Annotated in this window: 16 protein-coding genes, 1 pseudogene and 1 riboswitch; of the genes and pseudogenes, 9 read left to right on the top strand and 8 right to left on the bottom strand. The window is 60.1% G+C overall.

What is annotated here, in order from left to right; all coding sequences use genetic code 11:
• Both CEC48_RS31490 and CEC48_RS05160 read left to right on the top strand, forming a co-directional pair.
• Window positions 1-400, top strand: a pseudogene (locus CEC48_RS31490) (DUF2235 domain-containing protein); the annotation flags it as partial.
• Window positions 387-959, top strand: coding sequence for a DUF3304 domain-containing protein (locus tag CEC48_RS05160; protein WP_088422764.1), 573 nt, complete (start codon window positions 387-389; stop codon window positions 957-959). The pseudogene CEC48_RS31490 and the gene CEC48_RS05160, both read left to right, overlap by 14 nt.
• A gap of 15 nt (window positions 960-974) precedes the next feature.
• On the opposite strand, the gene CEC48_RS05155 is transcribed toward CEC48_RS05160, so the two are convergent.
• Window positions 975-1,607, bottom strand: a complete 633-nt coding sequence (locus tag CEC48_RS05155) for a LysE family translocator (protein WP_088422763.1) — start codon at window positions 1,605-1,607, stop codon at window positions 975-977.
• Window positions 1,608-1,691: 84 nt separating this feature from the next.
• Here CEC48_RS05155 and CEC48_RS05150 point away from each other — a divergent pair, with 84 nt between their 5' ends.
• From CEC48_RS05150 to CEC48_RS05140, 3 genes are all read left to right on the top strand, one after another.
• Window positions 1,692-2,657 carry a 2-hydroxyacid dehydrogenase gene (locus tag CEC48_RS05150; protein ID WP_088422762.1) on the top strand — a complete coding sequence of 322 codons (966 nt, stop codon included), beginning with the start codon at window positions 1,692-1,694 and terminating at the stop codon, window positions 2,655-2,657.
• Between the two features lie 30 nt (window positions 2,658-2,687).
• Window positions 2,688-3,686 carry a class I SAM-dependent methyltransferase gene (locus CEC48_RS05145; protein ID WP_088422761.1) on the top strand — a complete coding sequence of 333 codons (999 nt, stop codon included), beginning with the start codon at window positions 2,688-2,690 and terminating at the stop codon, window positions 3,684-3,686.
• 51 nt (window positions 3,687-3,737) lie between these two features.
• Window positions 3,738-3,857, top strand: a riboswitch (yybP-ykoY riboswitch).
• A gap of 88 nt (window positions 3,858-3,945) precedes the next feature.
• The gene (locus CEC48_RS05140) at window positions 3,946-4,530 is read left to right on the top strand and encodes a TMEM165/GDT1 family protein (protein ID WP_088422760.1); all 585 of its coding nucleotides are present in this window, start codon (window positions 3,946-3,948) and stop codon (window positions 4,528-4,530) included.
• A 43-nt stretch (window positions 4,531-4,573) separates the two neighbouring features.
• Here CEC48_RS05140 and CEC48_RS05135 read toward each other — a convergent pair whose 3' ends face one another.
• The 4 genes from CEC48_RS05135 to CEC48_RS05120 all read right to left on the bottom strand — a co-directional run bounded on the left by CEC48_RS05135 (window position 4,574) and on the right by CEC48_RS05120 (window position 6,666).
• The gene (locus CEC48_RS05135) at window positions 4,574-5,392 is read right to left on the bottom strand and encodes a M48 family metallopeptidase (RefSeq protein ID WP_088422759.1); all 819 of its coding nucleotides are present in this window, start codon (window positions 5,390-5,392) and stop codon (window positions 4,574-4,576) included.
• Between the two features lie 166 nt (window positions 5,393-5,558).
• Window positions 5,559-6,179 (bottom strand): SOS response-associated peptidase, encoded by a 621-nt coding sequence (locus tag CEC48_RS05130; RefSeq protein WP_088422758.1) that lies wholly within the window; start codon window positions 6,177-6,179, stop codon window positions 5,559-5,561.
• A 36-nt stretch (window positions 6,180-6,215) separates the two neighbouring features.
• The gene (locus CEC48_RS05125) at window positions 6,216-6,476 is read right to left on the bottom strand and encodes a putative signal transducing protein (RefSeq protein ID WP_088422757.1); all 261 of its coding nucleotides are present in this window, start codon (window positions 6,474-6,476) and stop codon (window positions 6,216-6,218) included.
• Window positions 6,477-6,486: 10 nt separating this feature from the next.
• Window positions 6,487-6,666 (bottom strand): CPXCG motif-containing cysteine-rich protein, encoded by a 180-nt coding sequence (locus CEC48_RS05120; RefSeq protein WP_088422756.1) that lies wholly within the window; start codon window positions 6,664-6,666, stop codon window positions 6,487-6,489.
• A gap of 144 nt (window positions 6,667-6,810) precedes the next feature.
• Here CEC48_RS05120 and CEC48_RS05115 point away from each other — a divergent pair, with 144 nt between their 5' ends.
• Window positions 6,811-7,974 (top strand): 1-acyl-sn-glycerol-3-phosphate acyltransferase, encoded by a 1,164-nt coding sequence (locus CEC48_RS05115; protein WP_176438668.1) that lies wholly within the window; start codon window positions 6,811-6,813, stop codon window positions 7,972-7,974.
• A 135-nt stretch (window positions 7,975-8,109) separates the two neighbouring features.
• On the opposite strand, the gene CEC48_RS05110 is transcribed toward CEC48_RS05115, so the two are convergent.
• Entirely contained in the window at window positions 8,110-8,367 is a 258-nt protein-coding gene (locus CEC48_RS05110; RefSeq protein WP_088422754.1) for a hypothetical protein, read from the bottom strand.
• 180 nt (window positions 8,368-8,547) lie between these two features.
• Between CEC48_RS05110 and CEC48_RS05105 the strand changes: the two genes are divergently transcribed.
• Window positions 8,548-8,757, top strand: a complete 210-nt coding sequence (locus CEC48_RS05105) for a hypothetical protein (RefSeq protein ID WP_008434269.1) — start codon at window positions 8,548-8,550, stop codon at window positions 8,755-8,757.
• Between the two features lie 56 nt (window positions 8,758-8,813).
• Here CEC48_RS05105 and CEC48_RS05100 read toward each other — a convergent pair whose 3' ends face one another.
• Entirely contained in the window at window positions 8,814-9,398 is a 585-nt protein-coding gene (locus tag CEC48_RS05100; protein ID WP_010170546.1) for a YajG family lipoprotein, read from the bottom strand.
• A gap of 184 nt (window positions 9,399-9,582) precedes the next feature.
• On the opposite strand from CEC48_RS05100, the gene CEC48_RS05095 reads away from it, so the two are divergent.
• A complete protein-coding gene (locus tag CEC48_RS05095; RefSeq protein ID WP_088422753.1) occupies window positions 9,583-9,816 on the top strand; it encodes a hypothetical protein in 234 nt (77 codons plus the stop codon).
• Between the two features lie 8 nt (window positions 9,817-9,824).
• Here CEC48_RS05095 and CEC48_RS30900 read toward each other — a convergent pair whose 3' ends face one another.
• Complete coding sequence (locus CEC48_RS30900) at window positions 9,825-10,145, bottom strand: hypothetical protein (RefSeq protein ID WP_141099654.1); 321 nt, start codon at window positions 10,143-10,145, stop codon at window positions 9,825-9,827.
• Between the two features lie 397 nt (window positions 10,146-10,542).
• On the opposite strand from CEC48_RS30900, the gene mqo reads away from it, so the two are divergent.
• Entirely contained in the window at window positions 10,543-12,078 is a 1,536-nt protein-coding gene (gene mqo, locus CEC48_RS05090; protein WP_088422752.1) for a malate dehydrogenase (quinone), read from the top strand.
• Window positions 12,079-12,176 lie beyond the last annotated feature (98 nt).

Genomic DNA, 12,176 nt, shown 5'->3' with positions numbered 1-12,176 from the left:
ACACGAGCGTAATCATATTGACGAACGCACCCGGCTCAACGTCGATGAGGGTCGCAACGCCAACAAACCTGAGGGGCTATTGCGCGCCCTGTTCGATGATCAGGTCCACGACTCCCGCGCCTGGTTTTTGTATAAGGCAGGCCGCGAGCCATTTGGCAGTTATTTCAAACTGCGCATGGTGTTCTTCGGCGATGCGGGCAGGAGAGACATTGCGTTGTATCGCGAAGAAGACGGAGTGATGGTCGCAGGCGCCGAGACCCCGCTGTTCGCTGACCCAGCCCTTGTGGCGCAGCAGCCGGGCATGACGGATGAGCGCCGTGCGGAGGCGCACAAAGCCATCGATGAGCTTTGGCAGGCTTACTACGCCAGGGCGAAGGAGCTTAAAGATGCGCAGGTTTGAGTCTGTTTTCCGCCGGCTTGCACAAGGCGTCAAACCTTTGCTCAAGTTTGGCTGGTGGCGTTCGATAGTCGGTGCGATTTGCGGGTTGGCTGGCATCGCGCTCGTTCAAAATGCGCAGGCCGGCACCCTTGAGGCGATTAACCACACTCATTGGGCTATCAACCATTTCAGTGTGGATGGGCGCTCGGGTATCGACATCATTGGTCCTTATCAGGGGGGCGGAGGAGGGTGTTGCTATATCGCTCCGGCTCGGTGGCAACCAGGTATGACTGTGCGTGTTGACTGGGAAACCGGGGTAGGTAGCTCAGAAGGCTTTTCGGGTTTTGGTGATTGGCCCAAGTTTTTGGCTTGGAAAAAGGAAATCGACGCCCAAAAACGCCAACACTCCAAACGAGTCCCAATCCCCGACTACACCGGCCAAAAAGTTTGCGGCCTCACCGTGCATTTCCTGCCATGCGACGAGCTCCAGGTCACCACGTCCTGCTACGCCTACGGCAGCCCCGAATATCCGATCAAAACCCCTCTGCACCTGCCGGAGCCCCCGTCATGTCCGAAATAAAATTTGACCAATGGCCTATTTCATGCTGGTAAACGCCAGCTTCACCCCGATGGCAATCAGCACCGCCCCCATCGTCCGATCAAACCAATGCCCCATGCGCGCAAAACCGGCACGTACGCGCTGCTGGCTGAACAGCATCGCCACCAGGCAAAACCAGATCGCGGTCGCCACGGCCAGGTAAACCCCGTAACCGGCCTGGACTGCCAGCGGCGTGTGCGGGTTGATCACCACAGTGAACAGCGACAGGAAGAACAGCGTGGCCTTGGGGTTCAAGCCGTTGGTGACAAACCCTGAGGTGAACGCACCACGTGCGGTTCGCTCGCCCACCTCAAGGTCCAGGTCTTCGTCACTGGCAGGCTTGGCCGGCTGGGCGCGCAGGGCTTTGAAGCCGATGTACAGCAGGTAGGCCGCCGCCGCCCACTTCAGCGCGTTGAACAGCACGATGGACTGGGACACGATCAAGCCGATGCCCAGCAGCGAATACCCCACGTGCAGGAAAATCGCCGAGCCGACGCCCAGGGCCGTCCAGGTCCCGGCGCGCCGGCCATGAGTCACGCTCTCACGCACCACCACGGCGAAATCCGGGCCAGGGCTGGCTACCGCCAACAGGTGAATCAGTGCCACGGTCAAGAACTCGGTGAGGTACATGCACACTCCAGGAAGTAACTGATTATTTCATCTGATAGGCTCGGCAGATTACGCCTTCGAATCCCGCCGCAAAAGGTACAGTTGATGACGAACAATCGCCGCGCCGTCTTCCTTGATCACCCTTCCCTGGACCTCGGGGACCTGGACCTCAGCGGGTTGCGGGCAATCTTCAGCGAACTGAGTCTGTACGAGCAGACCACGCCGCAGAACGTTGTAGAACGCCTGCAAGGCGCGCAGGTAGCGATCAGCAACAAGATCACCCTGAATGCCGAGACCCTGGCGGCGTGCCCCGAGTTGAAACTGATCCTGGTGACCGCCACCGGCACCAACAACGTCGACCTCGCCGCCGCCCGCGCCCACGGCGTTACGGTGAGCAACTGCCAGGGTTACGGCACGCCGTCGGTGGCACAGCATACGATGATGTTGCTGCTCAATCTGGCGACACGCCTGAACGACTATCAGCGGGATGTGCAAGCGGGGCTCTGGCAAAAAGCCAAGCAGTTCTGCCTGCTGGATTATCCGATTGTCGAGCTGGAAGGCAAAACCCTCGGCCTGCTGGGCCATGGCGAATTGGGTGGTGCTGTTGCGCGCCTGGCTGAAGCCTTTGGCATGCGCGTGATTCTGGGCGCGATTCCAGGCCGTCCGGCCCGGGCCGATCGTGTGCCGTTGGACGAGTTGCTCACGCAGGTTGACGCGTTGACCTTGCACTGCCCGCTCAACGAACACACCCGCGACTTTATCGGTGCCCGCGAACTGGCGCTGCTCAAACCCGGCGCGTTTATCGTCAACACGGCCCGCGGTGGTTTGATCAACGAACAGGCCCTGGCCGATGCCTTGCGCAGCGGTCACCTGGGCGGCGCGGCGACCGATGTATTGAGCGTAGAGCCCCCGGTCAACGGCAACCCGCTGCTGGCCGGCGACATTCCGCGCTTGATCGTCACGCCCCACAACGCCTGGGGCAGCCGCGAAGCCCGGCAGCGGATCGTCGGCCAATTGATCGAAAACGCCGAGGGCTTTTTCAGCGGCGCCCCGCTGCGCGTCGTCAGTTGATAAACTGCGCCCCTTTTCAAGGAGCAGACCATGGATCCGCGCAGTGAAGTACTGCTTCGTCAGGCCGAACTTTTTCAAGGCGACGTGCTGCTGGTGGGCTTGCCCGCCGACGACCTGCTGGGCCGCCTGCCCAACGCCCACGGCTGGAGCTGGCACGCCGGCGATCAGGCCGCACTGGACGCGCGTTTTTCCGAGCGCAGCCAGTTTGGCGTGAACGTACCCGAGCGTTCGTTCGAGACGGCGGTGGTGTTCCTGCCCAAGTCCAAGGACCTGACCGACTACCTGCTCAATGCCGTGGCTGCGCGTTTGCCCGGTAAAGAGTTGTACCTGGTAGGGGAAAAGAAAGGCGGCATCGAAAGCGCGGCCAAACAACTGAACCCGTTCGGCAAACCGCGCAAGCTCGACAATGCGCGGCATTGCCAGTTGTGGCTGGTGACGGTGGCCAACGCCCCTGAGCCGGTAGAACTGGAAAGCCTGGCGCAGGTGTTCGAGGTGCCGCTGGCTGAAGGGCCGCTCAAGGTAGTGAGCCTGCCTGGCGTGTTCAGCCATGGTCGCCTGGATCGCGGCACAGCGCTGTTGCTGGAGCATCTGGACAAGTTGCCGAGCGGCCACCTGCTGGATTTCGGTTGTGGAGCGGGCGTACTCGGGGCGGCGGTCAAGCGGCGTTACCCGCATAACACGGTCACACTGCTCGATGTGGATGCCTTCGCGGCCGCCAGCAGTCGCCTGACATTGGCGGCCAATGGTCTGGAAGCCGAGGTGCTGACCGGTGATGGCATCGACGCCGCGCCGATGAATCTGAACACGATTCTGAGCAACCCGCCGTTCCATGTCGGGGTGCACACCGATTACTTCGCCACCGAGAACTTGCTGCGAAAAGCGGCCAAACATCTGGCAAAAGGCGGTGAACTTCGCCTGGTTGCAAATAGCTTCCTGAAGTACCAACCGCTGATTGAAGAGCATCTGGGCGTGTGCGCGATCAAGGCTGAAGGCCAGGGTTTTCGCATTTACCGTGCCAAGCGCGGCTGAACTCTTTTTGCAAAAGAAGGCTTGCCGAATGGATTTTGCCTAGGCAGAATCCGCTCCGTCCTAGGGGAGTAGTCTCCCACGAGCGCCATGCTCGTCCGGCATACGTCAACATACTTGGTCAACAGGCCATGGCGTATGCGACCCAGGAGTCCGCACAGACGGACCGGGGTTTGACAAGACCTATGACACGAACACCTTACCCGGGGCGGGAAGGCTGTACGTGTCATAGCCGTGTCGACCCGCCCCTGGAACCTACCTGATGCTGGATTCTCTGCTCGTCCCTACCGCAATCGTTGCCTTGGCCGAAATTGGCGACAAGACGCAACTGCTCGCACTCATTCTCGCTGCACGCTTTCGCAAACCCTGGCCGATCATCGCCGGCATCGTCGCCGCGACCCTGGCCAACCATGCGGCCGCCGGTGCCGTGGGGGCCTGGTTCGGGAGTTTCTTCTCGGATGCGGTATTGCACTGGGTCCTTGCGGCGAGTTTCTGCGCCACGGCGCTTTGGACCCTGGTACCCGACAAGCTCGACGATGACGAAGCCAGTACTTCACGCAAGTTCGGGCCATTCCTGACCACGCTGATCGCCTTCTTCCTGGCGGAAATCGGCGACAAGACCCAGATCGCTACCGTGATGCTCGCGGCGCAATACCCGGAACTGTGGCTGGTGATTATCGGCACGACCCTGGGCATGTTGATTGCCAACGTACCGGTGGTGCTGGCGGGGAATTTTGCGGCGGATAAATTGCCGCTGACGCTGATTCGTCGACTGGCGGCTACGGCGTTTTTCATCCTGGCCATTGTTGCGGTGTACAAGGCCATGCAGAGCAGTGGCTGGATCTAGTTAAGCCAGGCCCTTCCCACGCATTGCGTGGGAAGGGCCACTTTCAGGATTTTTTGGACTGCTGATACAACGGCATCACCTTCGGAATTGCCGCTTCCAAAGAGGCGATCCGACTGCTGGAAGCCGGGTGAGTGCTCATGAACTCAGGTGGCGAGCCTTCCGAGGCCTTGGCCATTTTGTTCCACAGCGTAATCGCCGCGTTCGGGTTGTAACCGGCACGCGCCGACAACTCCAGGCCGATCAGGTCTGCTTCGTTTTCATTGCTGCGACTGTTGGGCAAGGTCATGCCGTAGTTGGCCACGGTATCGGCCAGCGCCATGCTGTCCTGACCCAAGCCGAACAACGCACCGGCACCCTGCTTCGCCATCTCGATACCGTAGGCCTTGGACATGGCTTCGCGGCCGTGTTCGCGCAAGGCGTGGGCAATTTCATGGCCCATCACGGCGGCGAGTTCATCGTCAGTCAGTTTGAGATTGTCGATCAACGCGCTGTAGACAAAGATCTTGCCGCCAGGCCCGCAGTTGGCGTTCATCTCGTCACTTTTGATCAGGTTCACTTCCCACTTCCACTGCGCCGCATCCGGCCGGAACGTAGGGGCCTGGGCGATCAAGCGGTTGGCAATCGCCTGCACACGCTTGGCGTTGGCACTGGTCTTGTCCACCAGGCCTTTGCCGCTGGCGTCACCCAGCGTCTGCTGGTAGGACTGCGCATACATCTGGTCGACTTCCTGGCTCGACAACATGCTGAACATGTACTGCTTGCGCTCTACCCCAACGGCACCGCCGCTGGTGGTGTTAACCGACTGGCAACCGGCGAGCAATACCGCCGCACCCAACGCACATACCGCCACTGTCTTTTTCATCAACCTGCTCCCTGGAAACATGGCGCGTATCGTAGTCGGCCAATTGTATCGGCGCCAGATACAAAAGACGTGTAGCCGTCGGATTTCAGACATATCCCACACTGTCGAAAAAATCACAAACACCCGAATCGGCGCAGCAGTGGCGGTTGATCAATAACCTCAAGGCTTAACCCGGCGTCAAACACTCCGGCCCGTTGAGTTTCGGGTCGTTGACCATATTGGCCAGCACCCGCTCGCGCAACGCGGTGGGTTCACCGGCCAACAATGCCTGCAGGGTGTGCAACGGTGTCTCGGGGTTCAGCCAGGCTTCCTGCCCCGCTGCGTCCAGAATGAGCGGGCGGCGCTGACTCTGCGCGGCCTGGGTCACCACCGCCGTACTCAACCACACCTGTTCCTGCACCGGATACGCTTCCCAGATCGCCGCAAAAAACAGCGTGCTGCCCTCCCCCGGCGTCAGCCAGTACGGGCGCTTGCGCTGGGTGCCGCGCCATTCGTAGAAGCCATTGGCGGGCAATAAGCAGCGGCGCTGGCGAAAGGCTTCGCGAAACATCGGTTGCTCGGCCAGGGTTTCCGCCCGGGCATGGGCAGGGGTGCGAGAGAGGTCGGTCAGCCAGGGCGGCGTCAGGCCCCAGCGCGCCCGCGCCAGGGTGTGCTGGCCGTCACTCAGGCGCTGGATCAGCACCGAATCATTGGGAGAAATGTTCCACTGGGCCTGCTGGTCGGCCGGAAAGCCCGGCAAGGCAGCAAACGTGGGGTTCCAGCGAAACAGGGCATAACGTCCACACATGGGGCAACACGACTCTTGGAGAAACTGGCCGACAGCCTAACAGACCAACACGTCGGGAAAGCTGTCGGGTTCATCCCCCGGCACCGGTTGCGCCTCGTTGTAGGCGGTGATCAGCTCACGGGCGTAGGCGGCCTGGTCGTTCTCCACCGCCAGCGCCAGCAGGCCGTAGATCGGCAGTTCGCCGGTGCCACCGAGCAAATCGCGCCCCACCAGGTGCGCGGTGATGCCCTCGCTTTCGAGCATGCCTTGCAGCAGCTCGCCTTCCATCAGGTTTTCCGGCTCGTAGATTCGCTGCATGGGCGTACCTTTATTCGTTCTCGCTGCGCACGTAGAGCATCCATTCGCTGCCATGCACCTGCAGGTCGAACGTAATGGGCCGGCAGCATACCGGGCAGTCTTCTATATATTCCTGATCGCCCCCCGACAGGTCCAGTAACGCCGTGACTACCTCTCCACAATAAGGACATTCGTACGACTCCTCTTCCATCGCGGTCTCCAAGGTGACTTGTGCGTATAATCGCCGGTCTATTTACAGGGCTATTTTTCGTCCCGACCAATTGCCTGGACCACGCCCTGATATTTATTGATCCAAACCTTTACTTACCCTAGCCGTTTCTAACAAGAGAGCATGATGGGCGAATTCGATACCATCCGACCTTACAACGACAGCGAAGTCCCGGCAGTGCTGGCCCGGCTGTTCAGTGACAAGGCCTTTCTGGACATATTGACCCACTTTCGCTTCCCGCGCTTTGCCGGCACCTTTGGCTGGCTGCTCAAGCCGATGATCGCCCACAAACTGCGCCGTGAGTTCGCCGGCGTCACTACCGTGGCCACGCTACAGGACAAAGTCGAATTTTACGTCGACCACACCATCGAGCGGGCAACCGACGGCGTGACCTACACCGGCGTCGAGCAGTTCAAGTCCGGCAGTGCCTACCTGTTCCTGGCCAACCACCGCGACATCGTGATGGACCCGGCCTTCGTCAACTACGCCGTGTACCACGCCGGCCTGCCGACACCGCGCATCGCCATCGGTGACAACCTGCTGCAAAAGCCGTTTGTCAGCGACCTGATGCGCCTGAACAAAAGTTTTATCGTGCACCGCTCGATCACCGGGCGTAAAGAGAAGATGGCCGCTTATCAGCTGCTGTCGGCCTACATCAACCATTCGATTCGCAACGACTGCCAGTCGATCTGGATCGCCCAGGCCGAAGGTCGCGCCAAGGATGGGGATGATCGCACCGAGTCGGCGATCCTCAAGATGTTCCACATGAGCCGCAAGGACGAGCCGTTCGCCGAGGTCATCCAGTCACTGAACCTGACGCCGGTGTCCATCAGCTACGAGTACGACCCGTGCGACGCAGCCAAGGCCCGCGAGCTGTACATCCGCGCCACCACCGGCACCTACAGCAAGGCGCCAGGGGAAGATGACGTGAGCATTGCGCTGGGCATTACCGGCTACAAAGGCCGGGTGCACGTCAACTTCGCGCCGCCGATCACCGAGGCGTTCGAAGACACCAAACTGTTGGCGATCGAAATGGACCGGCAAATTCTGGGCGGTTATCGCTTGTTCCCGGTGCATTACCTGGCCTACGCACAATGGAGCGATGCCGACCCGCAATTGCAGGTGCCGACCGCAGCCGAGGTATTCCCGGCGGATGAGTTGGCCAAGGCTAAAGCGGAGTGGGAGCGGCGTTTGAATGCGTGCCCGGCCGAGCATCGGCCGTACATGGTGCTGCAATACGCGACGCCGGTGAGGAACCAGTACCGGGTCAAGGCAGGGATTGCCCTGTAACCCGGTCAGAGCAACAGAGCAAACCCAATGTGGGAGCGGGCTTGCTCGCGAAGACGGTGGATCAGCCAAGCACGTATTGACTGACACTGCGCTTTCGCGAGCAAGCCCGCTCCCACATTTGTTTTTAGGGTGTTCTTACAATCGGGTACTGATCCAGGACACCAGCAACGCCAGCCCAAGACAGACAAAGCCCAGCCGGTAGAACAGGCGATGGGTACGCTGCGTCAGCACATCAAGAAACAGCATCGGTTGATCGATAGCGCGCAGCTCGCTTTGCGCGGCAAGCCTGGCCATCGCACGCTGTTCGCGCAGCCGTGTGACAAACAGCAGCCAGGCCGCCGGGCAGGCTAGCAACAGGGCAAGGAAATTGAGCAGTAGTGCGGTCAGCGACATCGCAAACCCCAATGTATCAGTGTCCTGGTATCAGCTCAGATACAAACCTGAATGATATGCGCCGCCTGCGCGTTATTGCTCCTTCCCCATGATGGCTAATGTATCCAGTAATTTACCCCGTCACCTGAACGTCACCTTAACAAGCCACTCTGTTGCCCTTCTAAAGCCCGGGAGCTTGTCATGTTGCACGCGCAGAACCAGGATCGGCTGTATCTGATCGCCCCAAGCGATGAACAAGAGGCGCTGGTGGGCGGCCTGGCGTTCAATGTGCAGGACCGCCACTGGCTGGTGTACTGCGCCCTCGGCGGGCATCAGCATGCCGACCTGCCCGAGCTGGATTTGCTGACTGGGGTCAGTGTGCTGGACTTTTATGTCGAAACGGCGGCATGAATCCTACAGGCGTAAAAAAACCGGGCTCAGTGATGAGCCCGGTTTTTTATGGACGGTTATTGCGAGCTGAGAAGCGAACCGATGCTCGGGTCCTTGAACAGGCGCGTCAGGGCATCGCTCAACACATCGCTGACCAGCTTGGTGTTGGTTTCCTGGTTCGGCGCCATGCCGAAGCGCTGGTCCAGGGACGCGCCGTAACGGCCGCTGTAGCGACGGGTGCCGGCAGTCACGTCGGACTTGAAGGTCGCACCGATGGTGGCCTCTGTCACGTATAGGCCTTCCTTGGGCGACTGATACTTCAGCTCGGCCAGGGTAATGGTCAGTTGTGGAGCACCAGGCGAGTTGGCCGGAGTAAAGCCCAGCAGGCGCACAGCCGCTTCGGCCTGGGCTTGCAGCTTGGGCAGCACGTCGGCACCGGTCACCGTGATGGCGCTGGTTTCCGGGTACAGGCCGCCACGGGTGCCGAGGGTCGGCGACGGACGCCCGTCAACCACACGCACCGACACCGGCTGGCCATGGCCGACAGGCGCCAACTGAGTGGTGATTTTCGGTTGCGGGCTGAGTTGTTGCGGGCTGTGGGCGCAGCCAACCAGGGTCAAACTGGTCACAGTGATCAAACCGAACAACAGGCGTTGCAACATACTCATTTCTCCAGGACTAGATGCAAACAGGGCGCCAGTATAACGGTGAGCGCTCGCCACTCACCAGAATTCCTGAACGGTGGCTGAACTGTCGGCGAAATTACAATTTTCACACAGAACCGTCACCTCAATGTCATGCCAGACTGCCAACCTTTGCAGCATGTAACGAACCGGGTACAAAACCATGCGCCTTCTCAAATCATTGTTCTTTTCCCACGCCAGTCATCGCCACTTTGCCCTGCTCGATGCCCGGGGCTGCTGCCAGGCCTTCAAGCAGTGCAGCCTTCCGCCCGTCGGTGAAGGCTGGGTCGAAGTCGAAGAGACTCGCCTGAGCTGGATGCACCGCCCGCTGCCGGCCAGCGCCCGTGTCAGCCCACGGCTTTCGCAGTCACAGCCAGGGCACGCGTTGGCCTCCTGACCAGAGTGCTAATAAAAGTCATTAAACACGTCCATTTGCGCGCATTTCTTCGCTACAATCTCCCCCCGATTATAAGGACGTCTCCTGATCGGGCCTCGCAGCATCGCTAATGCCCTGGTATTAGCTCCCCGCACCGCCCACAGAGAGCCGCCCACACAGATCGAGTGAAGCTGGCGAGCTTGCTGTTTTCTCTGCAAACCATCGTCTTTACCCGAATCTGCCAGAGCTGCCATGCGCTCGGCCACTTGAGTTGTTTGCCCGTTTTGCCGCTTGCCGGCAGTGATTTCGGGCCAGGTGCCAGGCTGGGGCAGCCCTTTTTTGAGGTTCACGTCTTCAAAAGAGCGTGAAAAAAACGGGTTTTCACAACTTCACAAGAGTGTGGCGAGCAAATGAATAGTTTTGCGTTTGTACAAGCACCATCAGCGTCTGGAACAGCCTCACCACACAGGACCGAGTACTCCTCAAGAACCGGAGCTTGAAGCCTGTCCGCTACGGATTTGGTTGCACGATCGGACGAGCTTGACCATAAGTCGAATTGCCACAGGCGCCCTTAAATGCGTTCATACGCAGATCAGGCCCGGTCGGCAGCGTCCGCTTGCGATAAATTGCGAAGAATCGGACATGGCGATCCTGGCCATGGGTAACCTGGGGCATCACGTGAACCGCCCCGTCACTCCTGGCAGCCATGCCGTCAATTTGGTGCTGCAGATTTTGGAGACGCGTTAAATGGCGCATAACGAAGCAGTCGACGTAGTACTGGTAGGTGCGGGCATCATGAGTGCCACCCTCGCCGTACTGCTCAAAGAGCTCGACCCCGGCCTCAAGCTGGAAGTCGTTGAGCTGATGGACTCGGGTGCCGCGGAAAGTTCCAACCCGTGGAACAACGCCGGTACCGGCCACGCCGGCCTGTGTGAGCTGAACTACACACCGCAGGCGGGCGACGGCTCCATCGACATCAAGAAAGCCGTGCACATCAACACCCAATTCGAGGTGTCGAAGCAGTTCTGGGCTTACCTGACCAAGAAAGGCACCTTTGGCTCGTCCAAGTCCTTTATCAGCCCCGTGCCACACCTGAGCTTCGTGCAGGGCGAGAAAGGCGTGTCGTTCCTCAAGAAGCGCTTTGAAACCCTCAGCCAGCACCACGCGTTCTCGGACATGCACTACACCGAAGACCGCAGCGAGATGGCCGAGTGGATGCCGCTGATGATGCCCGGCCGCCCGCTGGACGAAAAAATCGCCGCCACCCGCGTGATGAACGGCACCGACGTCAACTTCGGCGCCCTGACCAACCAGTTGCTCTCGCACCTGACCAGCGCGCCGGATGCCCAGGTCAAGTACAGCAAGCGCGTCACCGGCCTCAAGCGCAACGGCGCCGGCTGGACCGTGAGCATCAAGGACGTCAACAGCGGCAATTCCCGTGATGTGGACGCCAAGTTCGTGTTCCTCGGCGCCGGTGGCGCGGCCCTGCCGCTGCTGCAAGCCTCGGGCATCGAAGAAAGCAAAGGTTTTGGTGGCTTCCCGGTCAGCGGCCAGTGGCTGCGTTGCGACAACCCGGAAGTGGTCAAACACCACCAGGCCAAGGTCTACAGCCAGGCTGCCGTGGGTTCGCCACCGATGTCGGTGCCGCACCTCGACACCCGTGTGGTCGATGGCAAGAAGTCCCTGCTGTTCGGGCCATACGCCGGCTTCACCACCAAGTTCCTCAAGCACGGCTCGTTCCTTGACCTGCCCATGTCGATTCGTGCCGGCAACATCGGCCCGATGCTGGCCGTGGCCCGGGACAACATGGACCTGACCAAGTACCTGGTCAGCGAAGTGCGCCAGTCCATGGAGCAGCGCCTTGAATCCCTGCGCCGCTTCTACCCTGAAGCGAAAGCCGAAGACTGGCGCCTGGAAGTGGCCGGCCAACGGGTGCAGATCATCAAGAAAGACCCGAAGAAAGGCGGCGTGCTGCAATTCGGCACCGAACTGGTTGCGGCCAAGGACGGTTCGTTGGCCGCCCTGCTGGGCGCATCCCCGGGCGCTTCGGTGACCGTGTCGATCATGCTGGAACTGATCGAACGCTGCTTCCCGGAAAAAACCGCCGGTGAGTGGGCAACCAAGCTGCACGAGATCTTCCCGGCTCGGGAAAAGGTCCTGGAGACCGATGCCGAGCTGTATCGCAAGATCAACACGCAGAACAACATCAGCCTGGAATTGGTTGATGCAGGAGCGAGCTTGCTCGCGAAAAACGTTAACGATGACGCAGCGCGCCTGGTTTAACGCGCTGTTCTCAGGTTCTTCGCGAGCAAGCTCGCTCCTACAGTAAAAAGCAAAAACGCCCCGTTCTCATGATGAGAACGGGGCGTTTTTTTTGTCCG

The sequence above is a fragment of the Pseudomonas sp. K2I15 genome (assembly GCF_002204795.1).
Lineage (GTDB): Bacteria > Pseudomonadota > Gammaproteobacteria > Pseudomonadales > Pseudomonadaceae > Aquipseudomonas.
The sequence above is the reverse complement of the archived record's forward strand: the minus strand, read 5'-3'. Positions and strand labels throughout refer to the sequence as shown.